The organism is Tabrizicola fusiformis (assembly GCF_013328815.1).
Taxonomy (GTDB): domain Bacteria; phylum Pseudomonadota; class Alphaproteobacteria; order Rhodobacterales; family Rhodobacteraceae; genus Fuscibacter.
The window spans coordinates 20,742-44,841 of the sequence record NZ_JABUHN010000017.1; the positions used below are offsets into that span (position 1 = coordinate 20,742).

The 24,100-nt window shown below is 65.7% G+C and carries 24 protein-coding genes; 21 read left to right on the plus strand and 3 right to left on the minus strand.

The features are described from left to right. The 16 genes from HS053_RS19245 to HS053_RS19320 all read left to right on the plus strand — a co-directional run bounded on the left by HS053_RS19245 (window position 1) and on the right by HS053_RS19320 (window position 14,565). Window positions 1-1,296: an ABC transporter substrate-binding protein gene (locus HS053_RS19245; protein WP_174212877.1), complete on the plus strand. Its 1,296-nt coding sequence runs from the start codon at window positions 1-3 to the stop codon at window positions 1,294-1,296. 2 nt (window positions 1,297-1,298) lie between these two features. Beyond that, window positions 1,299-2,048: an ABC transporter ATP-binding protein gene (locus HS053_RS19250; protein ID WP_241699944.1), complete on the plus strand. Its 750-nt coding sequence runs from the start codon at window positions 1,299-1,301 to the stop codon at window positions 2,046-2,048. Then, the gene (locus tag HS053_RS19255; RefSeq protein ID WP_241699945.1) at window positions 2,045-2,788 is read left to right on the plus strand and encodes an ABC transporter ATP-binding protein; all 744 of its coding nucleotides are present in this window, start codon (window positions 2,045-2,047) and stop codon (window positions 2,786-2,788) included. The genes HS053_RS19250 and HS053_RS19255 overlap by 4 nt, the downstream gene beginning before the upstream one ends. Further along, a complete protein-coding gene (locus tag HS053_RS19260; RefSeq protein WP_174212878.1) occupies window positions 2,775-3,632 on the plus strand; it encodes a branched-chain amino acid ABC transporter permease in 858 nt (285 codons plus the stop codon). The genes HS053_RS19255 and HS053_RS19260 overlap by 14 nt, the downstream gene beginning before the upstream one ends. Before the next feature lie 3 nt (window positions 3,633-3,635). Next, window positions 3,636-4,676, plus strand: a complete 1,041-nt coding sequence (locus tag HS053_RS19265; RefSeq protein WP_174212879.1) for a branched-chain amino acid ABC transporter permease — start codon at window positions 3,636-3,638, stop codon at window positions 4,674-4,676. Beyond that, window positions 4,673-5,683: a zinc-dependent alcohol dehydrogenase gene (locus HS053_RS19270; RefSeq protein ID WP_174212880.1), complete on the plus strand. Its 1,011-nt coding sequence runs from the start codon at window positions 4,673-4,675 to the stop codon at window positions 5,681-5,683. The genes HS053_RS19265 and HS053_RS19270 overlap by 4 nt, the downstream gene beginning before the upstream one ends. Before the next feature lie 11 nt (window positions 5,684-5,694). Beyond that, window positions 5,695-6,483: an alpha/beta fold hydrolase gene (locus HS053_RS19275; RefSeq protein ID WP_174212881.1), complete on the plus strand. Its 789-nt coding sequence runs from the start codon at window positions 5,695-5,697 to the stop codon at window positions 6,481-6,483. 25 nt (window positions 6,484-6,508) lie between these two features. Then, the gene (locus HS053_RS19280) at window positions 6,509-7,729 is read left to right on the plus strand and encodes an acyl-CoA dehydrogenase family protein (protein WP_174212882.1); all 1,221 of its coding nucleotides are present in this window, start codon (window positions 6,509-6,511) and stop codon (window positions 7,727-7,729) included. 50 nt (window positions 7,730-7,779) lie between these two features. Continuing rightward, window positions 7,780-8,340 (plus strand): flavin reductase family protein, encoded by a 561-nt coding sequence (locus tag HS053_RS19285; protein ID WP_174212883.1) that lies wholly within the window; start codon window positions 7,780-7,782, stop codon window positions 8,338-8,340. Further along, window positions 8,327-9,949 (plus strand): GMC family oxidoreductase, encoded by a 1,623-nt coding sequence (locus HS053_RS19290; protein ID WP_174212884.1) that lies wholly within the window; start codon window positions 8,327-8,329, stop codon window positions 9,947-9,949. Before HS053_RS19285 ends, HS053_RS19290 begins: the two co-directional genes overlap by 14 nt. 105 nt (window positions 9,950-10,054) lie before the next feature. Further along, on the plus strand, window positions 10,055-10,774 hold the full coding sequence (locus HS053_RS19295; protein WP_174212885.1) for an ABC transporter ATP-binding protein: 720 nt from the start codon (window positions 10,055-10,057) through the stop codon (window positions 10,772-10,774). After that, window positions 10,771-11,484: an ABC transporter ATP-binding protein gene (locus HS053_RS19300; protein WP_174212886.1), complete on the plus strand. Its 714-nt coding sequence runs from the start codon at window positions 10,771-10,773 to the stop codon at window positions 11,482-11,484. Before HS053_RS19295 ends, HS053_RS19300 begins: the two co-directional genes overlap by 4 nt. Continuing rightward, window positions 11,481-12,344: a branched-chain amino acid ABC transporter permease gene (locus HS053_RS19305; RefSeq protein WP_174212887.1), complete on the plus strand. Its 864-nt coding sequence runs from the start codon at window positions 11,481-11,483 to the stop codon at window positions 12,342-12,344. The genes HS053_RS19300 and HS053_RS19305 overlap by 4 nt, the downstream gene beginning before the upstream one ends. 12 nt (window positions 12,345-12,356) lie before the next feature. After that, window positions 12,357-13,370, plus strand: coding sequence for a branched-chain amino acid ABC transporter permease (locus tag HS053_RS19310; RefSeq protein ID WP_174212888.1), 1,014 nt, complete (start codon window positions 12,357-12,359; stop codon window positions 13,368-13,370). 18 nt (window positions 13,371-13,388) lie between these two features. Continuing rightward, on the plus strand, window positions 13,389-14,225 hold the full coding sequence (locus tag HS053_RS19315) for an intradiol ring-cleavage dioxygenase (protein WP_174212889.1): 837 nt from the start codon (window positions 13,389-13,391) through the stop codon (window positions 14,223-14,225). Window positions 14,226-14,232: 7 nt separating this feature from the next. Continuing rightward, window positions 14,233-14,565 (plus strand): hypothetical protein, encoded by a 333-nt coding sequence (locus tag HS053_RS19320; protein ID WP_174212890.1) that lies wholly within the window; start codon window positions 14,233-14,235, stop codon window positions 14,563-14,565. Here the strand turns inward: HS053_RS19320 and HS053_RS19325 are convergent, their stop codons facing one another. Further along, window positions 14,566-15,510 carry a LysR family transcriptional regulator gene (locus tag HS053_RS19325; protein ID WP_241699946.1) on the minus strand — a complete coding sequence of 315 codons (945 nt, stop codon included), beginning with the start codon at window positions 15,508-15,510 and terminating at the stop codon, window positions 14,566-14,568. A 96-nt stretch (window positions 15,511-15,606) separates the two neighbouring features. On the opposite strand from HS053_RS19325, the gene HS053_RS19330 reads away from it, so the two are divergent. The 4 genes from HS053_RS19330 (at window position 15,607) to HS053_RS19345 (ending at window position 20,857) form a co-directional block, all read left to right on the plus strand. Further along, on the plus strand, window positions 15,607-16,677 hold the full coding sequence (locus tag HS053_RS19330) for a maleylacetate reductase (protein WP_174212892.1): 1,071 nt from the start codon (window positions 15,607-15,609) through the stop codon (window positions 16,675-16,677). A 55-nt stretch (window positions 16,678-16,732) separates the two neighbouring features. Next, window positions 16,733-18,490 (plus strand): FAD-dependent oxidoreductase, encoded by a 1,758-nt coding sequence (locus tag HS053_RS19335; protein ID WP_174212893.1) that lies wholly within the window; start codon window positions 16,733-16,735, stop codon window positions 18,488-18,490. A 125-nt stretch (window positions 18,491-18,615) separates the two neighbouring features. Further along, window positions 18,616-19,665, plus strand: a complete 1,050-nt coding sequence (locus tag HS053_RS19340) for a glycosyltransferase family 2 protein (protein ID WP_174212894.1) — start codon at window positions 18,616-18,618, stop codon at window positions 19,663-19,665. A 40-nt stretch (window positions 19,666-19,705) separates the two neighbouring features. Beyond that, window positions 19,706-20,857 carry a branched-chain amino acid aminotransferase gene (locus HS053_RS19345; protein ID WP_241699948.1) on the plus strand — a complete coding sequence of 384 codons (1,152 nt, stop codon included), beginning with the start codon at window positions 19,706-19,708 and terminating at the stop codon, window positions 20,855-20,857. A 19-nt stretch (window positions 20,858-20,876) separates the two neighbouring features. Here the strand turns inward: HS053_RS19345 and HS053_RS19350 are convergent, their stop codons facing one another. Continuing rightward, complete coding sequence (locus HS053_RS19350; RefSeq protein WP_174212895.1) at window positions 20,877-21,479, minus strand: hypothetical protein; 603 nt, start codon at window positions 21,477-21,479, stop codon at window positions 20,877-20,879. A 138-nt stretch (window positions 21,480-21,617) separates the two neighbouring features. Here HS053_RS19350 and rsgA point away from each other — a divergent pair, with 138 nt between their 5' ends. Next, entirely contained in the window at window positions 21,618-22,652 is a 1,035-nt protein-coding gene (rsgA, locus tag HS053_RS19355; protein ID WP_174212896.1) for a ribosome small subunit-dependent GTPase A, read from the plus strand. A gap of 6 nt (window positions 22,653-22,658) precedes the next feature. On the opposite strand, the gene HS053_RS19360 is transcribed toward rsgA, so the two are convergent. After that, the gene (locus HS053_RS19360) at window positions 22,659-24,098 is read right to left on the minus strand and encodes an NAD-dependent succinate-semialdehyde dehydrogenase (RefSeq protein WP_174212897.1); all 1,440 of its coding nucleotides are present in this window, start codon (window positions 24,096-24,098) and stop codon (window positions 22,659-22,661) included. Between the last annotated feature and the right edge of the window lie 2 nt (window positions 24,099-24,100).

The following is a 24,100-nucleotide window of genomic DNA, read 5'->3' on the forward strand; positions in this document are numbered from 1 at the left end:
ATGACCTACTATAACAAACTGGTCAAGGCCGGCATCAGCCGCCGCGCCATGCTGCGCGGCATCGGCGCAGGTGTGGCGGCTTCGACGATGGCGCTGCCGACCTATCTGCGGGCGCAAAGCGCCGGCAAGATCAAGCTGGGCTACCTCACGCCCGCCACCGGGCCACTGGGCCTGTTCGGTGAGACCGACGGCTATACCGTGCAGAAGATCCGTGAAGTGCTGGGGGGCCAACTGGTCAGCAACAACGGCAATACCTATGAAATCGAGATCCTCGAGCGCGACACCCAGTCGAACCCGAACAAGGCCGCCGAAATCGCCGGTGACCTGATCCTGAACGAGGAGGTGCATCTTCTGGCGCCCGCCTCGACCACCGACACCATCCTGCCCGCGATGGAGCAGGCCGAGCTTTACGAAGCGCCCTGCATCTCGTCCGGTGCGCCGTGGCAGGCCGTGATCATGCCGCGCGGCGGCGGTGAGTTCAATTGGACCTACCACTTCTTCTGGGGTCTGGACGAGGCGCTGAACACCTTCGTCGGCCTGTGGAACGGGCTGGAGACCAACAAGAAGGTGGGGATGCTCTTCCCGCAGAACATCGACGGCGAAACCTGGGGCAACAATGACTATGGCCTGCCGGTGCCGACCAAGGCCGCCGGCTATGACGTGACGATCCCCGGCTATTTCCAGCCGCGCACCAATGACTTTTCGGCCCAGATCGCCGAATTCAAAAAGGCTGGCGTCGATATCATCGGCGGCATCACCTATCCCGACGACCTCAAGACCTTTGTCACCCAATGCAACCAGCAAGGCTTCAAGCCCAAGGCGGTGACGGTGGCGGCGGCGCTCCTCTTCCCCGGCGGGGTCGAGGCGATGGGCCCCCTGGGCAACGGCATGTCGTCCGAAGTCTGGTGGACCCCGGCCTTCCCGTTCCCCTCGACCCTGACCGGGCAGGACAGCCGTGCGCTCGCCGATCAGTGGGAAACCGATCAGAAGCGGCAATGGACGCAACCGCTTGGCTATTCCCATGCACTGCTGGAAGTGGCCATCGACATCCTGAAACGTTCGGCCGACCCGCTCGACCGCGAAGCCAACCGCGAGGCGATGGCGGCGACCGACATCACCACCGTTTGCGGCCCGGTCAAATTCGCAGGCACTCCGCACAAGAACATCTGCACCATGCCGATCTTCGGCGGTCAGTGGGTCAAGGGCGAAAAGTGGATGTATGATCTGAAGATCGTGGACAACTCGGTCAACCAACTGTTCGAGCCCGAACAGAAGATCGCGCCGATCGCCTGGTGATCATGTTGGACCGTGGGGCCGGGATGGACCGGGACATTCTTCTTCGCGCAACCGATGTGTCGAAAAGCTTCGGCGCGGTGCGGGTGCTGCATGGGGTCAGCTTCGATGTGCATCGGGGCGAGGTGCTGGGGATTCTCGGCCCCAACGGGGCAGGCAAGACGACGCTGTTCAACATGATCAGCGGCGATATCAAACCCTCGGGCGGGGATATCCGCCTGGGGGAACAACGCCTGTCGGGCGAGCCGCCGTTCCGGCGCTGCCAGATGGGGATCGGGCGCACCTACCAGATTCCGCGCCCCTATTCGGGCATGTCCACCTTTGAAAACCTGTTGGTCGCCTCGACCTTTGGCGGTGGCAAGTCCGAGGCGGAAAGCTATGCCTTCTGCGCCCGGGTGCTGCAGGATTGCGAGTTGGCCGACAAGGCCAATACCCGCGCCGGCAGCCTGACGCTCCTGGACCGCAAGCGGCTGGAACTGGCGCGGGCGCTGGCCTCGGACCCCAAACTGCTGCTTCTGGACGAGATCGCGGGCGGGCTGACGGAAGAGGAATCCAAGCAACTGGTCGCCCTTGTCCGCCGCATCCGCGACCGCGGTGTGACCATCGTCTGGATCGAACATGTGCTGCACGCGCTCATGGCGGTGGCGGACCGTCTTCTGGTGCTGAATTTCGGCGAAAAGATTGCCGAGGGCGACCCGCAAGAGGTGATCGCCAACCCCGAAGTCAAGCGGGTCTACATGGGGATCGAGGCATGATGGAAACCCTTTCCACGTCTGTTCTGTCCACCCATGGGCTGGTGGCACGCTATGGCGACTTTCAGGCGCTTTACGGCGTGGACGTGACCGTGAACGAAGGCGAGGCGGTGGCGCTGATCGGCGCCAATGGTGCGGGCAAATCCACGTTCCTGCGCGCGATCATGGGGCTTTTGCCGGTCGCACCGGATATGGTGCGGCTGGGCGGGCAGCCGATTGGCGGCACGCCGACCGACCGCATGGTGCAAAAGGGCGTGGCCATCGTTCCCGAGGGCCGCCGTCTGTTTTCCGGCATGTCGGTTGAGGATAACCTGCGCGTTGCAGTGGATCAGGCCGAACGGCTGGGCCGCAAGGGCGGCTGGTCGCTGTCGCGGCTGCATCAGCTTTTCCCGATCCTGAAGGAAAAGGCGCGGACCCCGGTGCAAAGCCTGTCGGGAGGTCAGCAACAGATGGTCTCCATCGGGCGGGCGCTGCTCTGTCAGCCCAAGGTGCTGCTCTGTGACGAAATCAGCCTTGGCCTTGCGCCCAAGGTGATCCGTGAAATCTATGCCGCCCTGCCGGAAATCCGCGGGCAGGGCACGGCGGTCGTGCTGGTCGAACAGGATGTGGGCCTCGCCCAATCGGCCACCGACCGGCTTTATTGTATGCTCGAAGGCCGTGTGACGCTGTCCGGCCGCTCGGGCGAGGTGACGCGCGAACAGATCGGCGCGGCCTATTTCGGAGGCTCTCATGCAGTGGTTTGACGCGCTTGTGCAGGGCGTCCTGTTGGGCGGGATGTATGCGCAATATGCGCTGGGCATGGCGCTGATGTTCGGCGTGATGCGGATCGTGAACGTCAGCCATGGCGATCTGGTGATCCTGCTCTCGCTGATCGGGATTTCGCTGGCCACCTCTTTCGGGCTGGGGCCGTTCTGGGTGATGGCGGCGCTGGTGCCGCTTGCCGTGGCGATGGGATGGATCCTGCAGAAGGTCATCCTGAACCGGGTGGTGGGCGATGATCCGCTGCCCTCGCTAATTGCCACCTTCGGGCTGTCGCTGGCGCTGCAGAACCTGATGCTGCAAATCTGGTCGGCCAACAGCCGCTCGCTGCCCGGTGGCGGCATCGAAAGCCGCTCGGTCGAGGTGGCGGGCATCTATGTGGGCCTCTTGCCGGTGATCGTGCTGGTCTTTGCCACCGCGCTGACGCTGTGCCTTGACCTCATGCTGAAACGCACCCGCTTTGGCCGTGCCCTGCGCGCCGCCGCGGCCGATGTCGAGGCGGCGGCGATGACGGGGATCAACCCCCGGGCCGTCTACGCCAGCGCCACGGCGATTGCGGTGGGCATCCTCGGCTTTGCCGCAGTGTTTCAGTCGCTGCGGTCAACCGTTGCTCCCGCCGATGGCGGCGCCCAGCTCGTCTATGCCTTCGAGGCGGTGATCATCGGCGGCATGGGCTCGGTCTGGGGGGCGTTCATCGGTTCGATGGTGCTGGGGATCAGTCAGGCCATCGGTTTCCGCATCGACCCCGGCTTTGGCGTGCTGGCCGGTCACCTTGTTTTCCTGCTCGTGCTGGCGACGCGCCCGCAGGGCCTGTTCGGAAAGTCCTGAGCTATGACATCTGTCCCGCTTTCCCCGACCGATGCCACCCTGCCGAAGGTCACCGTGCGCCGGCAAACCGCATCTGGCCGCGTCGCGCTGACGCTGTTCGTCATCGCGCTGATCGCGCTGGTCGCCATGCCGTGGTGGGCCAAGACCGGCACCATCCGCATGATCCTGGAACTGTGCTGCTATATCGCCGTGGCGCAGATGTGGAACATGCTGGCCGGCTATGCCGGGTTGGTCTCGGTCGGCCAGCAAGCCTTCATGGGGGCCGCGGGCTATGCGATGTTCGTGCTGGCGCAGACCTTTGGCGTGAATCCCTTCCTTGCGATCTTCCTGTCGCTTCTGGTGCCTGCCGCGCTGGCGGTGCCCTGCTATCTGCTCTTGCACCGGCTGGATGGGCCCTATTTCGCCATCGGCACCTGGGTTGTGGCCGAGGTGTTCCGGCTCGTCGCCTCAAACATGGGCTGGCTGAATGCCGGGGCGGGTATGTCGCTGAACGTGATGAAGGATTATTCCGGGTTCGAGCGGAACGTGGCGATGTCGCTGCTCTGCGCGCTGCTGATCCTTGCGACCATCGGCGGCAGCTATTGGTTCCTGCGCTCGCGCTATGGGCTGGCGCTGATCGCCATCCGTGACAATCCGGTCGCGGCGGCAAGTCAGGGCGTGAACGTCGGTCGCCTGCGCTTCATGATCTATGTCGCGGCGGCGGTGGGCTGTGGCCTTGCGGGTGCGGTCTATTTCATGGCGCAACTGCGGATCAACCCGCCTTCGGCCTTTGATCCGATGTGGTCGAATGTGGCGATTTTCATCGTGATGGTGGGAGGCATCGCCTCGATCGAGGGGGTGCTGATCGGCACGCTGATCTATTTCATCGCCGACCGCTGGTTCGGCGAATACGGCGCCAGCTATTTCGTGGTGCTGGGGGTGATGACGGTTCTGGTGGCGCTTTACGCCCGCACCGGCATCTGGGGCGCCATCTCGAAACGCTGGGATGCGCCGTGGTTCCCGATCAGCCGCCACCTGATCCTGAAAGCGGAGGACCGGGCATGAAAACGCTGATCTTTGACGCGGTGGGTCAACCCCTGCGCATGGCCGAAAAGCCCGACCCGACGCCGGCCGCCGATGAGGTGGTGCTGCGGGTGGCCGGTTGCGGCATCTGCGGCAGCGATCTGCACATCACCGAAGATCCGGCGCCCTTTGGCATCGGCGCGGGCTTTGTCCTTGGCCATGAGATTTCGGGTGAGGTGGTGGCCACCGGCGCCGATGTGCGCGACCTGAAGCCGGGGGATGCGGTGGCCGTGGTGCCGATGCGCGGCTGCGGGCGCTGCCCGCGCTGCCTTGCGGGCGATCCGGCGCGCTGCCCGGAACTGGTGCTGATCGGCGGCGGCTATGCCGAATATGTCACCGTGGCCGCCCGGCAATGCCGCGTGCTGCCGCCGGATATCGCGCTGGCCGATGGTGCGCTGGCCGAACCCTTGTCTGTTGCGCTGCATTGCATCGTGCGCTCGGGCATGAAGCCGGGCGACCGCGTGGCCATTCTGGGCGCCGGACCCATCGGGTTGCTGGTGGCGTTCTGGGCGCGGCGGATGGGGGCAAGCCATGTCGTCGTCGCCGACATCCACACCCATCAGCGCGACCGGGCGCTGGCGCTGGGGGCCACCGATTTCGCGCTGTCGGGTGAAAGGCTGGCCGAAAATCTGGCCGATCTCTGCGGTGGTCCGCCGGATATCGTCTTTGAATGCGTGGGCAAGCGGGGTCTGTTGCAGGCGGCAAGTCAGGCTGTGCGGTTGCAGGGCAAGGTGATCGGCGTCGGCCTGTGCATCGGGGGCGACGAATGGGATCCTTTCGTGGCCCTGTCAAAAGAGATCGACCTGATCTTCACCGTCTTCTTCCATCAGCGCAACGAATTCGGCGTCGCCCTTGACGCCCTGACCAGCGGCATCCCGCAGCATCTGATCACCGACCGGATCGGCCTGTCACCCGTGCCGCAGGTGTTCGAAAGCCTGCGCCGCCGCACCACCCAGTGCAAGGTGCTGATCCAGCCCGAATTTTCCTGAGGAGGAACCAAATGTCCGTGAACTTCGAGACGCTGGAGTTTGATATCGGCGGCGTGAAAACCGTGGTGAAGGCCATCGGCCGCGGCAAGCCGGTGCTGTTCCTGCACGGCGCCGCCACGCTGGAGGGCTTCGATTTCGCCGCGGGTCTGGCCGACCGTTTCCGCGTGCTTCTGCCCAGCCATCCGGGCATGGGCTTCTCCGGCCCTGCGCCGCATGTCGCGGGCATGGCCGATCTGCTGGTGCATTACCTGAACCTGCTGGACGCGCTGGCCCTGCCCGAAAAGCCGCATCTGATGGGCTTTTCTATGGGCGGCTGGATGGCCACCGAGCTAGCCGCCGTTGCCCGCGAAAAGTTTGACCGTGTGGTCTTGGTCGCGCCTGCCGGGCTGAACGATCCGTCCCATCCGGCCACCCCGCTGGGCGAGATCGCCCCGCAGGATTTCCCCGGCTATATGACGCATGACGTGACCGTTGCGCTGCAATATTTCCCCGACGGTTCTGACACCGCCTTTGCCGAAGCCTTCGGCGCCGACCGCGCCCGCGAGGGCGAGGCGGTGGGCCGCCTTTGCGCGCCCTTCGGCATGGGCCATCCGAACCTGCGGCGGATGCTGGGCCGTATCACCAACCCCACGCTGGTCGTCTGGGGCAGCGAAGACCGCCTATTGCCCGCAAGTCAGGCGCCCGAATGGGTCGCCGCGCTGCCTGCCGGGCAACTGCTTTCCGTTCCTGCGGCGGGCCATCTGGTTCTGCAGGAAAAGCCCGAAACCCTGACCAAAATCGGCGATTTCCTCGCCGCCTGAACCATTGTCTTAGGAGGAGACAGCCATGAACAAGCCCATGAAACACGGCTACTGGGGCAATACCGTCGATTACCGCGAGATTCTGGCCAAGATCGCCGAAATCGGTCCCCAGCTTGAAGCGAATGCCCCCGCGGATGAGGCGGCGGGCGAGTTGACGCCCGAAAGCTTTGAACTGCTGCGCCCGCTGCGCATGTCGCACCTTTTGGCAACCGAAAAGCTGGGCGGCGCCCAGATGCGCCCGACCGAGGTGCTGCAACTGATCGAAGCCATCACCACATGGTCCGGCTCGGCTGGCTGGGTGTCGATGGTGCATTGCTGCATCGGGGCAATGTCGGCGGCCTTCCTGCCCGACAGCGCCGTGGACCGGCTGTTTGCGCCGGGCACCGAGAACCGCTTTTCCGGTCAGGGCGCCCCGCTGGGGATGCTGAAGCCGACCGAGGGCGGCTATACCCTGACCGGCAAGTGGAGCTATGGCTCGGGCTTCAGCCATGCCACTTGGTCGCATTCGGCCTGCTTCGTTGATGACGGCACCGGCAAACCGGCCAAGGATGCGGCGGGCAATGTCATTGTCATGTGCGCCCATGCGCCGATCCCCGAGCATAAGCAGCTTGGCAACTGGGATGTGCTGGGGCTGAAAGGCACCGGCAGCATCGACTATGCCGCCGAAGATGTCTTCATTGCCGAGGATCTGGTCTTCCCAATCCTGACCGCACCGCCGCAGCGCCTGAAAGAGCTGTTCAGCCTTGGCATCGTCGGGCTGGCCGCCATTGGTCACACCGGCTGGGCAATGGGCGCCGGGCGGCGGATGCTGGATGAGATTGCCAAATTCGCCCGCTCGAAATCCGGCCGCGCCGGGCTTCTGGGGGAAAGCGAAAAGTTCTGGTATGATTATGGCCGCGCCGAAGCCAGCTATCGCGCCGCCCGCGCCCTTGTGATGGAGGTCTGGGGCGAGATCGAGGCCACCGCCGAAGCCGGCACCATGATGACCACCCGTCAGGTCAGCCTTGTCCACCTTGCCAAGGCGCAGATTCACGAAGTGGGCGTCGAGGTCTGCAACTTTGCCTATCGCGCTTCGGGCGGGGCCGGGCTGCGGGCGGGCGTGATCCAGCGCACCTTCCGCGACATGATGGTGGCGGCGAACCACTTCACCATCGCGCCGTCGATCGTCACCTCGGCGGGCCGCGAGATCGGCGGCCAGTGGACCGACCGGACGTGGCAGTTCTACGACCTGATCGAAAAGAAATAATCCATGGCCCCGGGCCGGTTCACCCCGGCCCGGGCCTTTCGGAGAATACCATGACCGGACAGCCCCTTTCCGCCGCCTTCCGCGAGGCGTTCCGCTGCCATCCTGCCGGGGTGGCGGTGATCACTGCCGATCCGGGCGGCAGGCCGGTGGCGATGACGGTTTCCTCGCTGATCTCAGTCAGTGCCGAGCCGCCGACCGTGGCCTTTTCGCTGTCGTCGCGTTCCGGCTCTACCGCGACCGTGCTTGAGGCGGGCGCGATGGTCATTCACCTGCTGCGCTACAGCGATCTTGCCGTGGCGCAACTGGGCGCCACCCCCGGCGCCGACCGTTTCGGGTCTGATATCGCATGGGAACGGCTGCCGGGCGGAGAGCCGCGCTATACCGATGTCGCCACATGGTTCCGCGCGCGGATCATCGGCACGCTGCCGGTGACGGGGGCAACCGTTGTGACCGCAGAACTGCTGGAAGGCGCCGCAGGGGCCCAACCCGGCGCGCCGGAACTGGAATCACTGATCTATCTTGACCGGCGCTGGCACCGTCTGCGCGAGCGGGCCGACGGCACGGCCAGCCTGACCCTGATGGATGCCGAATACCGCGATGTCTTCCGCTGAACCCGCTGCCGATTTCGGCAGCTATGATGTGGTGATCGTCGGCGCGGGATCGTCAGGCTGCGTGCTGGCCAACCGGCTGTCCGCCGATCCGCGCCGCCGCGTGTTGCTGATCGAAGCCGGGCGCAGCGACAATCACCCTTGGGTGCATATTCCGGTGGGCTATCTTTTCGCCATCGGCAATCCGCGTCTGGACTGGGGATTCAAGACGGCACCGGTCCCGGGGCTGAACGGGCGCAGCCTGCTTTATCCGCGCGGCAAGGTTCTGGGCGGCTGTTCCTCGATCAACGGCATGATCTACATGCGCGGACAGGCGCAGGATTATGACGGCTGGCGCGATCTGGGCAATCCGGGCTGGGGCTGGTCGGATGTGCTGCCGCTCTTCCGCCGTTCAGAGCGCCATTTCGGCGCGGCAGATGCCGCGCATGGCACCGAAGGCGAGTTGCGGGTCGAGCAGCAGCGCCTGCACTGGCCGATCCTTGATGAGGTGGCCCGCGCGGCGCAGCAGATGGGCATTCCCGAAAGTGCCGATTTCAACGCGGGCGACAATGAGGGCGTGGGCTATTTCCCGGTGAACCAGCGGCGCGGCATCCGCTGGAACGCGCGCAAGGCGTTTCTTGATCCGGCCCGCAAACGGCCCAACCTGCGCATTCTGACCGGCGCGCAGGTGCTGCGCCTGACGCTGGAGGGGCGGCGCGTGACGGGAGTTGTCTTCCGCGACCGCAGCGGCCTGCACCACGCCCGCGCCGGGCAAGAGGTGGTTCTGTCGGCGGGCGCCATCGGCACGCCGCAAATTCTGGAACTGTCCGGCATCGGCGCGCCGCAGATTCTGGGCGCTATCGGGGTTCCGGTGGCCCATGCCCTGCCCGGCGTGGGCGAGAACCTGCAGGACCATCTGCAACTGCGCACGATCTTTGCCATCTCTGGCGCACACACCCTGAACGACCGGGCGCGCAGCCTCTGGGGCAAGGCCGGGATCGCGCTGCAATATGCGCTGACGCAATCTGGCCCGATGGCGATGGCGCCCAGCCAGTTGGGCATCTTCACCCGCTCTGGCCCCGGTCATAACCGGGCCAATATCGAATACCATGTGCAGCCCCTGTCGCTGGACGCTTTCGGTCAGCCGCTGCACAAGACCCCGGCGCTGACGGTTTCGGTCTGCAACCTGCGCCCGACCTCCACCGGCGCGACCCATGCCGTCAGTGCCGATCCTTCGGCGGCGCCGTCGATCCAGCCGAACTATCTGGCGACCGAGGCCGACCGCAGCGTTGCCGCGGACAGCATCCGCCACGCCCGCCGTCTGATGGCCCAGCCGCATCTGGCCCGCTATGCCCCGACCGAGGTGAAGCCCGGCCCGGGACCGGAGGATGACGAAAGCCTTGCAAAGCTGGCCGGAGAGATCGGGACCACGATCTTTCACCCCGTCGGCACGGCAAAGATGGGGGATGACCCTATGGCGGTGGTGGATGCGCAATTGCGGGTCCACGGGCTGGCGGGGCTGCGGATCGCCGATTGTTCGGTGATGCCGCAGATCGTTTCCGGCAACACCCATGCCCCCGCCGTGATGATCGGCGAGCGGGCGGCAGACCTGATCCGCGCCGCAACTTCATAACGGAATGCGATATTGATGCGCAGCCATCCGATCAACTTCGCCCATCCGACAGCCTAGGATGCCGGCAAGAGGGCCCGCCGGGGAGGGTGGGCAAGAGGGGAACCCATGGCGATCCTGTCACTACGGGGCGCGTCGAAAAGTTTCGGCGCGCTGAAGGTCACCGATGATGTCAGCTTTGACCTCGCCCCCGGCGAGGCTTTGGGCATCATCGGGCCGAACGGGGCGGGAAAGTCCACATTGTTCAACCTGATCACCGGCAACCTGCGCCCCGATGCCGGGCGGGTGTTTCTGGACGGGCGCGACGTGACCACCGAAACCCCGATGCAACGTTGCGCCAGCGGCATCGGCCGGTCGTTCCAGATTCCGCAGCCGTTCGACCATCTGTCGGTTTACGAAAACCTGTTGGTCGCGGCGCGCTTTGGCGGCGGGCTGTCGGCCAGTGCCGCACCCGATGCCTGCATGGATATCCTGCGCCGCACCGGGCTGGCGCAGGTGGCCGACCGCAAGGCGGGGGGGCTGCCGCTTCTCAGCCGCAAGCGGCTGGAACTGGCGCGGGCGATGGCGACGCAGCCGCGGGTAATCCTGCTCGATGAAATCGCGGGCGGGCTGACCGATGGCGAATGCGGCGAACTCGTCGCCACCATCCGGGCAATCCATGCCGAAGGCACGGCGATCATCTGGATCGAGCATGTGCTGCACGCGCTGACCGCCGTCGTCTCGCGCCTGATGGTGCTGAACTTTGGCAAGATGCTGATGATCGGCGCCCCCGATGCGGTGATGGCCGCGCCGCAGGTGCGCGAGATCTATCTGGGGATCGAGGCATGAGCGCGCTTCTCGAAATCAGCGGGTTGACCGCGCATTACGGGGATTTTCAGGCGCTGTTCGGCGTCGATCTGGCGCTTGAGGCGGGCCAGACCGTGGCGATCATCGGCGCCAACGGCGCGGGAAAGACCACGCTGATGCGCGCCATCACCGGCATCGCCAAGGTGACCGCAGGCAGCATCCTGTTGAATGGGGCCGAGATGTCGCGCCGCGCCGCGCCCGACATTCTGACGGCAGGCATCGCCATGGTGCCCGAGGGGCGCAAGCTCTTCCCCAGCCTGACGGTTGAGGAAAACCTGCGGATCGGCGCCCATGCCCGGCAGGGCAACGGCTTCTGGACGCTGGAACGGCTTTATACCCTGTTCCCCATCCTGCGCGAACGGCGCGACCATCCGGGCACCGCTCTTTCCGGCGGGCAGCAGCAGATGGTGGCCATCGGGCGGGCGCTGATGTCGAACCCCACGGTTCTTCTGTGCGACGAACTCAGCCTTGGTCTTGCCCCGGTGGTGATCCGCGAGATTTACGCCGCCTTCCCGACCATCCGCGAAAGCGGCACCTCGATCATCGTGGTCGAGCAGGACATCGGGCAGGCTTTGAAGGTGGCCGACCATGTGCATTGCATGATGGAAGGGCGCGTCACCCTGTCGGGCCGCCCGGCAGACCTCAGCCGCGAGGCCATCCATGACGCCTATTTCGGAGTGAACCACGCATGATCTGGCTGGACACTCTGATACAGGGCATCCTGTTGGGCGGACTATATGCGCTGTTTGCGGCGGGACTGTCGCTGGTCTTCGGGATCATGCGGCTGGTCAATCTGGCGCATGGCGATCTGATCGTGCTGGGGGCCTATCTGATCCTGGGGCTGGGCACGGCAACCGGGCTGCATCCGTTCCTGGCGGCGGCGCTGGCGCTGCCCTTGATGTTCGCACTGGGCTGGGCGCTGCAAAGCGCGCTGCTGAACCGGGTGCTGGGCGACGATATTCTGCCGCCGCTTCTTGTCACCTTCGGCCTGTCGGTGGTGATCCAGAATGCCCTGCTGATGGGCTTTTCCGCCGACAGCCGCAAATTGCCCATCGGCCCGATCGAGGCGCAATCGCTGCCCCTCGGCCCGGTCACAGTTGGCGCGATGCCGCTGATCACCTTTGGCTCTGCCATTGTGGTGATCCTTGGGCTGAACTGGCTGTTCTATCATACGGCCCTTGGCCGGGCCTTTCGTGCCACTTCGGACGATCCGGTGACGGCGCAGCTTATGGGCATCCGGCCCCGGCGCATCTTTGCCGTGGCGACCGGCATTGCGATGGTCGTGGCCACGATTGCAGCACTTTATCTGGGGGCGCGGGCAAACTTCGATCCCGCCATCGGCCCGGCCCGCCTGCTTTACGCCTTTGAAGCCGTGATCATCGGCGGGCTGGGCAGCCTGTGGGGCACACTGGCAGGCGGGCTGGTGATTGGTGTCGCGCAAGCGATGGGCGCCGCCATCAACCCCGAGTGGCAGATTCTGGCGGGCCACCTTGCCTTTGTCGCGGTGCTGCTGGTGCGGCCGCGCGGCCTCTTCCCCCGCGCGAATGACTGAGGAGACCGGACCATGCGGCAAAAGCTGACCATCCCCCTGTTCCTCGCGCTGCTGGCGGTCATGGCCCTTGTGCCACTGATCGGGTCGCGCGCTTTGGTGCAAGAGCTGTTCATGGTGCTGTGCCTTCTGGTGCTGGCGCTGAACTGGAACATGCTGGCGGGGTTTGCGGGGCTGATGTCGGTCGGCCAGCAATTGTTCGTCGGCGTCGGCGGCTATGCGATGTTTGCTGCCGTGATCCTGTGGGGGATGGACCCCTTGGCGGGGGTGCTGATCGGCGGGGTCACGGCGGCGGCAATATCGGTTCCCGTGGCGTTTTTCGCCTTCCGGCTGAACGGCGCCTATTTCGCCATCGGCACCTGGGCGGTTGCCGATATCGCAAGGCTGGCCTTTGGTCAGTGGAAGGCGCTGGGCGGCGGCACCGGCACCTCGCTGCCCAAGGGCGCCGCGCAGGACATGGCGGGCGTCGTGCCGATCCGGGCGCTCTTGGATGTGTCCAAGGCGGCGGCGGTGGATGTAATGACCTATTGGTTGGCGCTGGCACTGGCGGCGGTGATGCTGGCGGCAAGCTGGGTCTTCCTGCGTTCCCGCATGGGGCTGGGGTTGCAGGCGGTGCGCGACAATCCGGTCGCCGCCCGTTCGGTGGGGGTGGACCCGACCCGGCTCAAGGCGCTGGTCTTCGTGCTGACCGCCTTTGGCACCGGGCTTGCCGGCGGGCTGATCTTCATCCAGATCGGCCGCATCTCGCCCGATGCCGCGTTTTCGCTCTTGGACTGGACCGCCTTCGTCATCTTCGTCGTGGTGATCGGCGGCATCGGCACCCTGCCCGGCCCGGTGATCGGCGTGCTGGTGTTCTATGCGCTGGAACAACTGCTGGCCGACTACGGCACGGTTTATCTGATCGTTCTGGGGCTGATCGGCATCGCGGTGATGCTGTTCGCGCGGCGCGGCCTCTGGGGCACCTTCCTGTCGCGCAGCGGGTTTGACCCGCTCCCTCTTGGGCATTCCGCGCCCAAATCCGCCACCTGACCTGTCGAGGAGACCACAATGAGCTATTTCACCGAAGCCAGTTCTGTCGAGACGGTCAACGGCCGGATGGGCGCCGATACCGACCCGCGCCTGAAACAGGTGATGTCCAGTCTGGTGCAGCATCTGCATGCCTTCATCAAGGATGTCGGCCTGACGCAGGAAGAATGGGAATACGGCATCGGCTTTCTGACCCGCACCGGCCAGATGTGTTCGGGCGAACGGCAGGAGTTCATCCTTTTGTCCGATACGCTGGGCGTGTCGATGCTGGTGGATGCCATCAATAACCGCCGCCCGGCGGGGGCCACGGAAAACACCGTCTTTGGCCCGTTCCACGTCGATGATGCCCCGATCCGTGCGATGGGCGACAACATCAGCCTCGACGGCAAGGGCGAAAGCTGCCTGTTCGAGGGCCGGGTGCTGGACCTTGACGGCAAGCCGATTGCCGGGGCCACGGTCGATGTCTGGTCGGACAATGCCGATGGCTTCTATGACGTGCAGCAGCCGGGCATTCAGCCGAAGTGGAACAACCGGGGCCGCTTCATCACCGGGGCCGATGGCACCTATGCCTTCCGTGGCATCAAGCCGGTCAGCTATCCGATCCCCGATGACGGCCCGGTCGGGCAGATGCTGGGCCATCTGGGCCGCCATCCCTATCGGCCCGCCCATATGCACTATCTCGTCACGGCGCCGGGGTATCAGAAGCTGGTGACGCATACCTTTGTCGGCGGTGATACCTACCTGACCTCGGATGCGGTGTTCGGTGTGAAGAACACGCTGGTCGCCCCGTTTGACCGGGTCGAGGGCGGGCAGACCCTGTGGCACTCGCCCTTCGATTTCACTCTGGTTCCGCTCTGAGGCCGCAATGCCAAATGTGAAGCTTTTCGTCGATGAGGCGCGCTATCCTTCGGTCAGGCAGGGCCTTGCGGCCCTGCTTCCCGAGTTACGCGACATGCTCTGCGCCACGCTGGCGGTGGATCATGCCGCCTGTCAGTTCGCCGTGATCCCCGTCATGGGCCTGCCGGACCAGCCGCAGATCAACGCCGAATTGCATCTTTTGCCACGCAGCGAACGCACGCCGCAGGTGCTGCGCGCCGCGGCCGAGGCGCTGCGTGACAGGCTGCAGGCGGAAACCGGGCTGCACGCCGCTGTGCGGATCGCGGCGCTGGACCCGGGCAGCTATATCGCGCTGAAATAGTCAGCCCCGCCGCCGGGTGACCTGCTGTTCATGGTCCATCCGGGCCTGCAACCGTTCGCATTCGGCCTGAAGGAAGGCGTTGAACTGCCGAACCGCGGGCGGGCCCTGCCGCTCGGCCATGGTCAGCACACCAAGCTGGCGGTCGGGGTGGTCGATCTTCAGGGGCAGCGTCTCCAGCGGCACGGTGCGGCGCGACAGGAAGACCACCGAATAGGGCAGCACCGTCAGCGCATCCGACCCCGCCAGAACCGACTGGATCGAAGCCAGCGTTCCACCCGAGAAATTCACCCGGAAATCTTCCTGGCCGATGGATTTCAGCGCGCGTTGCAGATCGCGGTAAAGCGGGCTGTTGGCGGGCGGCGCAATCCAAGCAAAGGGCGCGATGTCGGCCAAGGTGATGCCCCGCGCCCGGGTCAGGGGGTGGCCAGCCCGGCAGGCAATCACATTGTTGCCCGACAAGAGCGGCGCGAAATCCATGTCCGGCGGCACCTGACTGGAATGCAGCGGCAGGATCGCCACATCCAGCCCGCCATTGCGCAGCCCCGCCTCCAGCGTGTCGAGATAGCCATAGGACTGGTCGATCTGCACATCGGCATGGCGCGACTGGAATTCGGCAATCATGGTGGCAACGACGCCATCCATGAAGATCGGCGACCCGCCCACCCGCAGCCGCCCGGCCAGCCCCTGACGGAACCGACGGACCAGCAGGCTCGCCTCCTGATTGGCCGCACGGATCCGCGCGCCCAGCCGGGCAAGGGTGGCGCCCAGCTCGGTCGGCCGCAGCGGGCGGCGCCCGGGTTCGAACAGCGGCATCCCGATGCGGTCCTCAAGCAGCGCCATGCTGCGCGAGACGGAGGGCTGCGATTTGCCAAGCGCCTCGGCGCCTTCGGTCAGACCGCCCTTCTCGACGATGACCGACAGAATCTCCAGATGTTCGCTGTCCATCTTCATAGCGAAAAGCGATATAATATCCGCCTCATGCGATCAATATTTCTGTGCGCCCGGTCTAGTGTCAGCCCAGATGACGCAGGGGGGAATCCGATGTCCTTTTTCCGCGAGGAATTCAGCGCGCGCAGCGCACCGGTGCGCGTGCGCTTTGGTGCCGGAGTGCGCCGGCAGGTTGCCGAAGAGCTTGACCTGCTCGGTGCCCGCCGCGCGCTGATCCTGACCACGCCGCAGCAAGCTGCACTGGCCGATGAATTTGCCGGCTACTGCGGTGACCATGCCGTGGGTCGCTTTATCGGCGCCACGATGCACACCCCGGTTGATGTGTCGGAAGAGGCCACCGCTCTGGCGCTGGCGCTGAAGGCGGATTGCATCCTTGCGGTGGGGGGCGGATCGACCACCGGGCTTGGCAAGGCCATCGCGTTGCGCACCGATCTGCCGCAGATCGCGGTGCCCACCACCTATGCCGGGTCCGAGGCGACGGGCATTCTGGGCCAGACCGAAGGCGGCGTGAAGACCACCCTGACCAGCCCCAAGGTGCAGCCCGAGGTGATCCTTTATGATGCCGAGCTGGTCGCCTCGTTGCCCGTGGGCATGACGGTGACTTCGGCGCTGAACGCCATGGCCCATGCAGCCGAAGGGCTTTATGCACGCGACCGCTCGCCCCTGTCGTCGCTGATGGCGGTGGAGGGGCTGCGCGCCTTCCGTGACAGCCTTCCCCGGGTCATTGCGGCCCCGACCGACCCCGCCGCGCGGGGCGAAACGCTATATGGCGCATGGCTTTGCGGCACGGTGCTGGGGCAGGTGGGCATGGCGCTGCACCACAAGCTTTGCCACACGCTGGGCGGCAGCTTCGATCTGCCCCATGCCGAGACGCACGCCATCGTGCTGCCCCATGCCATCGCCTTCAACGCCGCCGCTGTGCCGGACCTTCTGGCCCCGGTGGCAGACCTGTTCGGCGGCGGCCCCGGCCTTGGCCTGTGGCAATTCGCCAAGGAGTCCGGGGCGCCGATGGCGCTGCGCGATCTGGGCCTGAAAGAGGCCGACCTTGACCGCGCCGCCGATCTGGCCACCGCCAACCCCTATTGGAACCCGCGCCCGGTGACGCGCGACGGTATCCGCCGCCTGTTGCAGGCGGCATGGGCGGGGGAAGAACCCGCCATCTGACTTGCCCCGCGGGCAACAGGCCCGCAATCCGGCCGAATATCTGGGAGGAGACTTCATGGCTGACATCACAACCGACGTGCTGATCATCGGCACGGGCCCCGCAGGCTCTGCCACCGCGGCGCTGCTTTCGACCTATGGCATCGAGAACATGGCGATCAACCGCTATCGCTGGCTGGCCAATACGCCGCGTGCGCACATCACCAACCAGCGCGCGATGGAGGTGCTGCGCGACCTTGGCCGCAATGTCGAGGATGAAGCCTATATGTTCGCCACCCATCAGGATCTGATGGGCGAGAACATCTTTTGCGAAAGCCTTGCAGGCGAGGAAATCGGCCGGATGAAGGCATGGGGCAACCATCCCCTGTCGAAGGCCGAACATCTGATGTCCTCGCCGACCAAGATGAACGATCTGCCGCAGACCTTCATGGAGCCCTTGCTGTTCAAGACCGCCTGCCAGCGCGGCACGCAGGCGCGCATGTCCACCGAATACCTGCGTCATGTGCAGGATGCCGAGGGGGTGACCACAACCTGCCGCGACCGGCTGACGGGCAAGGAACTAACCATCCGCTCGAAATATCTGGTGGGGGCAGATGGCGGCAAATCGCTGGTGGCCGAACATGCCGGATTGCCATTTGAAGGCAAGATGGGCGTCGGCGGCAGCATGAACATCCTGTTCCGCGCCGATCTGTCCAAATATGTCGCCCACCGCCCCTCGGTGCTTTACTGGGTGATGCAGCCGGGGGCCGATGTGGGCGGGATCGGCATGGGTCTGGTGCGGATGGTGCGGCCGTGGAACGAATGGCTGATCGTCTGGGGCTATGACATCAATCAGCCGGAACCCGAGGTGACGCCCGAATTTGCCACCGGCGTTGCGCGCCAACTGATCGGCGACCCCGAGCTTGAGATCGAGCTTTTGTCGGCCAACACCTGGACCGTGAACAACTTCTACGCCACCCGCACCGCGAATGGCCGGGTCTTCTGCATGGGCGATGCGATCCACCGCCATCCGCCGTCGAACGGGCTGGGGTCCAACACCTCGATTCAGGACAGCTTTAACCTCGCATGGAAGCTGGCCATGGTGCTGAAAGGTCAGGCGGGCGAAAAGCTGCTCGACAGCTATGACGCCGAGCGCGCGCCGGTGGCCAAACAGATCGTGACCCGCGCCAACCAGTCGATTGGCGAAACCGGCCCGATCTTTGCTGCCCTTGGCATGGGTGAAGGCGTCGATCCGGTGCAGATGCAGAAGAACCTTCAGGCCCGCACCGAAGGCACCCCCGCCGCCGAGGCGCAGCGCGAGGCGATCCGCAAGGCCATTGCCTTCAAGAAATATGAGTTCGATGCCCATGGCGTCGAGATGAACCAGCGCTACCGCTCGGGCGCGGTGGTGACCGACGGGCAGATCGAACCGGCGTTCCAACTGGATGCCGACCTGCATTACCAGCCCACCACATGGCCCGGTGCGCGTCTGCCCCATGCCTGGCTTTACCGCCATGACAACGGCGCCGAGGTTTCGACGCTGGACCTGTGCGGCCATGGCCGCTTTACCCTGCTCACAGGTCTGGGCGGCGAGGCTTGGGTTGCGGCCGCGCAGAAAGTGGCAGCCGATCTGGGGATTGATCTTGCAACCCATGTGATCGGTCCGCGGCAGACCTATGTGGACCATTCCGGCGAATGGGCACGGGCATCGGAAATCCGCGACTCGGGTTGCTTGCTGGTGCGGCCCGACCACCATGTCGCATGGCGGGCGACCCGGCTGTCGGACACCCCGGCGCAAGACCTGACCCGCGTGCTGCGCCAGATTCTGGCGCGCTGATCCGCCCCGCAACCGAAGGCCCGCGCGCATTGTCGTGCGGGCCTTTGTCTTTGGCGATGGTTGCGCATCCGGCCCGGCTGGGCAAGACTGGCGCCGGGCGACCCGGGCCAGAGGCGGAGACAATCGTGACCATCCTTGCCTTCACCTGCATCCGCAACGAAGGCCCCTTCCTTCTGGAATGGATCGCCTATCACCGGCTGATCGGCGTCACGGATTTCCTCATCTTCTCGAACGACTGCACCGATGGCAGCGACCGGCTGTTGTCGCAGCTTGCCCGCAATGGAGTGCTGCGCCACATCCCGCAAGAGATCAGGCCGGGCAAAAGCCCGCAATGGCAGGCCCTGCAACAGGTCGCCAAGGGGGGCGTCACGGCGGGCCATGACTGGGCCATGTTCACCGATGTCGATGAGTTTGCGGTGATACATGCCGGGCAGCGCACCCTTGCCGATGCCATCGCCGCCGTGCCGGGCGATGCCGATGCCATCGCCTTGCCGTGGCGGCTGTTCGGGGCGGCGGGCCGGGCCGAATTTCACGACGCCCCGGTCACCGCGCAATTCACCCGCTCTGCCCCCGAAAACCTCTATCACCCGATTGCCGGGCGCAACATCAAGACGCTTTACCGCCCCGACCGCTTTCACAAACCCGGGGTTCACCGGCCCAAGCGGATTGCAGGGGGGGCTTTGCCCAACTGGTATGACGGCGCGGGGCGGCGGCTGCCGGACCGTTTCGCGGCGGCGGATGGCCAGATCGCGCTGCCCGGGCTGGACGTTGGCCGGGATGTCATCGAGCTGCACCACTATTCCCTGCGCTCTGCCGAAAGCTTTCTGGTCAAGGTCGAACGTGGGCTGGCCAACAGGCGGACCAAGGCCATCGACCTTGGCTATTGGGTGGAGCGGAATTTCAACACCGTGGAAAACACCGCCATGGCCGCCTGGGCCGCACCGTTGCAGGCCGAAATCGCCGCGCTGCGCAGCCTGCCGGGGGTGACGGCCCTGCATGACGACTGCTGCCGCTGGCACAAGGCGCGGGCGGCGGAACTGATGCGCACGGCAGAAGGTTACCGGCTGTTCTGCCAATGCCTTTATGCCACAGGCTCGTCGGTGCTGCCGGCGGAACAGGCGCTGCACCTTTACGGCGTTTTCGCCGAAATCGCAGCGGCTGATCGGGGCGGCTGATCACCTGCCGCGGCATCTGGACCATGGAAATCTTTGCTCTATGCTGGCGCCGATTTTCACCCGCCAGATGGCCGCCGTCCCGGTCGCCCGCGGCAAAGCCGAGCATGACATGCAGTTCGAGATCACGCCCAACACCGCCCCCCTGCCCGAAGATCAACGGATCGAAGCGTTCAAGGCGCTGGGTTTTGGCACCCTCTTCACCGATCACATGGCCGTCGTCCGCTGGACCGAAGGGAAAGGCTGGCATTCGGCGCAGATCACCGCCCGCGCCCCCTTTGCGCTGGACCCGGCGGCGAGCGTTCTGCATTACGCGCAGGAAATCTTTGAAGGGATGAAAGCCTATCGCCATGAGGGTGGCCGCGTCGTCCTGTTCCGCCCCGAGGAAAACGCCCGCCGCTTCAATGAATCGGCCCGGCGCATGGCGATGCCGCAACTGCCCGAAGAGGTGTTTCTTGAGGCGGTGGACAAGCTGATCGCCCAAGACCTGAAATGGGTGCCCGAGGGGGAGGGGAGCCTGTATCTGCGCCCCTTCATGTTCGCCTCTGAGGCGTTTCTGGGTGTGCGCCCGGCCAAGGAATATATCTTCTGTGTCATCGCCTCGCCGGTCGGCCCCTATTTCAAGGGCGGCGCCAAGGCGGTGACGATCTGGACCTCGCAAGGCTATACCCGCGCGGCGGCGGGCGGCACCGGGGCCGCGAAATGCGGCGGCAACTATGCGGCCAGCCTGATTGCACAGGCCGAAGCGGCGGCGCATGGCTGTGATCAGGTGGCTTTCCTTGATGCCCGCGAAAACCGCTGGATCGAAGAGCTGGGCGGCATGAACGTCTTCTTCGTCTTCAAGGACGGCTCGATCATCACCCCGCCGTTGCAGGGCACCATCCTGCCGGGCATCACCCGCAAATCGCTGCTGCAACTGGCGCAGGATGCGGGCATCACCATCACCGAACGCCTCTATTCCTTTGACGAATGGAAGGCCGATGCCGCCAGCGGCAATCTGGCCGAGGCGTTCGCCTGCGGCACCGCCGCCGTGGTGGCGGGCATCGGCAAGGTCAAGCATACCGGCGGTGAATTCCTGGTGGGCGATGGCCAGACCGGCCCGGTCACCCTGCGCCTGCGCGAAGCCTTGGTCGGCCTGCAACGCGGCCAGACCAATGACCCCTACGGCTGGGTTCGTCCGGTCGAACTGGCCTGACCCCGGGGCAACGGCGGGGTTACGCGCTGTCGCCCTGCCGGTTGCCCGCCGCATCCAGCCACCAGCAAAGCAGCCGGTTCTCGGCACGCAGCCGGTCGCCCTCGGCGCCATCCGGCGCGGCTTGGGTCCGGTGGCAGGCCATGCCGGCAATCAGAAGCGTGCCGCAGACGCCATGGCCAAGCTGTGCCGTCATCACCTTGTCGATCAGATAGGGCGAAAGCTCTGCCGGATCGGCGCAGGCCGGGTCGGCGATGATCTGATCCAGCCGCGCCCGCCGGGCGGTTTCCGCGCCCAGCACCCGCGCCACCTCGGCCCGGAAATCCGGCTCTGTGGCGATATACCTGTCCAAAGCGGGCAAGGGTTTGATCCCGGGTTTCTTCAGCTTGAGATGCCCGCCCAGATACAGCGCCTTCAGCACCCGCGCCCCGATGGGCGATGTCAACGGCACCGGCGCATCGTGAAAGGCATAGTCGCGGTCCTCGGATGTCAGCCGCAGCACCGTCGGGCGCCCCTCGAACACCGAGCGGCGCAGAATGGTCAGCGCAGCCGTGCGATGCACGTCGGGGATCAGGTCGATCACCGACAGCACCGGCTTCATCCGCGCCCGGATATCCCAAAGCATGAGGCCGCCCCGTTTTTCCCCGCGCAGGATGCCGCAGGCAGGCCCCGTCATAGCGCCGCCGCCACAGCGCGTCCAGCCGGGGGCAGTCCCGCAAGGCGGGGCTTGCATTGCCCCGGCCCCGCGCGCATTCAAAGGGGGATGAGCGATACCCCTCTCCCTCCGCCGCTATCGCTGGCCGCGCTTGGCTGGTCGGATGCCTTTGCGGCGCAGCTTGCCGTCGCCGACAAGGGCCTGATGCCGGCACGCATTGCCACCGTCCATCGGTCGCGGATGACGGCAGAAACGGTAGACGGCCCCCTGCGCCTGCAACTTACCCCGCAGACCAACACCGCCGATTTCGCGGTGGGCGACTGGGTTCTGGTGGAACCGGAAACCGCCCTGCTGATCCGCAGGCTGGAGCGCAACACACTGTTGCAGCGGCGGACCGAAGGCGGGCGGGCGCCGCAACTGATCGCCGCGAATGTCGATACGCTGTTCATCGTTACCTCTTGCAATGACGATCTGAACCCGGCCCGGCTGGAACGCTATCTGGCCTTGGCGAATGAGGCGGGAACCCTGCCGGTGATCGTGCTGACCAAAGCCGATCAGGTGCCCGACACCGCCCCCTATGCCGCGCAGGTGACCGGATTGCAGCGCGGGTTGCAGGTGGTCGCCCTGAACGCGAAATCACCCGAGGCGGCAGAGATCCTGGCGCCATGGTGCGGCCCCGGACAGACAGTGGCACTGGTGGGGTCTTCGGGGGTGGGGAAATCCTCGCTCCTCAACACGCTGGCGGCCAAGGCGCCGGAAGAGGCGCAACTGACCGGCAGCATCCGCGAAAGCGATGCCAAGGGGCGGCATACCACCACCTCGCGCTCGCTGCACGCGATGGCGGGCGGGGCATGGGTGATCGACACGCCGGGCATCCGCACGCTGCATGTCAGCGACATTTCGGTGGGGCTGGATGTGCTGTTCGCCGAAATCGCCGAGCTTGCGCCCGATTGTCGCTTTCGCAACTGCACCCATGCGCATGAGCCGGGCTGCGCGGTGCTGGCCGCAGTGGCGGACGGCAGGCTGGACCCCGCCCGGCTGGACCGCTGGCGCAAGCTTGCCGATGAAAACCGCGCCAATACGCCGGTCGCCACCGGCCCGCGCGGCAACAAGACGCCGCCCGCCACCGGCAGGCGGCGCTAACCGCGCTCAGACCGACAGGCAGGCGTATTTCACCGTCAGGTAATCCTCGATCCCGTGGTGCGAGCCTTCGCGCCCGATGCCCGATTGCTTTACCCCGCCGAAGGGCGCAACCTCGGTGCTGATCAGGCCGGTGTTGATGCCGACCATGCCGGTTTCCAGCCCCTCCATCACCCGCCAGACCCGGCCCAGATCGCGGGTATAGACATAGGAGGCCAGCCCGAATTCGCTGTCATTGGCGCGGGCGACCACCTCTTCCTCGGTGTCGAAACGGAAGACCGGCGCGACGGGGCCAAAGGTTTCCTCGCGCGCAATGTCCATCGCATCGGTCATGCCCGACAGGACGGTCGGCCGGTAGAAGGTGCCGTCCAGCCGCGCCCCGCCGGTCGCCACGCTTGCGCCCTTGGTGCGGGCGTCGGCGATATGCGCCTCGACCTTGGCCAAAGCTGCGGGGCTGATCAGCGGGCCGATCTCGGAACCCGCCGCATCCCCCGGCCCCACGCGCAGCGCCGCGACCGCCTCGGCCAGACGGGCGACAAAGGCATCATGGATGCCCGATTGCGCATAAATGCGGTTGGTGCAGACGCAGGTTTGCCCGGCATTGCGGAACTTGGACGCGATGCAGCCCTGCACCGCCGCCTCAAGATCGGCGTCGTCGAACACGATGAAGGGCGCGTTGCCGCCCAGCTCCAGCGACAGTTTCTTGATCTGCGCCGCCCCCTGTCGCATCAGGATGCGGCCGACATTGGTGGACCCGGTGAAGGTGATCTTGCGCACCGTCGGGTTCTCGCAGAACTCCAGCCCAAGCCCCACGGCATCGGTCGCGGGCAGGATCGACATCACCCCGGCAGGCAGCCCGGCCCGTTCGGCCAGCACCGCCAGCGCCAGCGCCGACAGCGGGGTTTCCGCCGCAGGCTTGGCCACGATGGCACAGCCCGCCGCCAGCGCCGGAGCCAGCTTGCGCGCGATCATCGCATTTGGGAAATTCCACGGCGTCACCGCCGCCACCACGCCGACCGGCTGACGCAGCACCATCAGCCGGGTATCGCGGCGGTGGCCGGGGATGGTTTCGCCATAGATCCGCTTGGCCTCTTCGGCGAACCATTCGATATAGCTGGCGCCATAGAGGATTTCCGCCTTCGCCTCGGCCAGCGGCTTGCCCATTTCGGCGGTCAGGATCGCCGCCAGATCATCGGCATGGGTCAGCACCAGATCATGCCAGCGCCGCAGCACCGCCGCACGCTCTTTGCCGGTATGGGCGGCCCAGCCGGGCTGCGCCTTGGCAGCCAGCGCAATGGCTTCGGCGGCATCGGCGCGGCTGCAATCGGCAACCTCGGCCAGAAGCGTGCCGCGCGCCGGATCGGTCACGGCAAAGCGGCGGTCGCGCGCCACCCATGCCCCACCCAGAAAGGCACGGGTCTCAATCAGGCTGGGGTCGTTCAACTGCATCT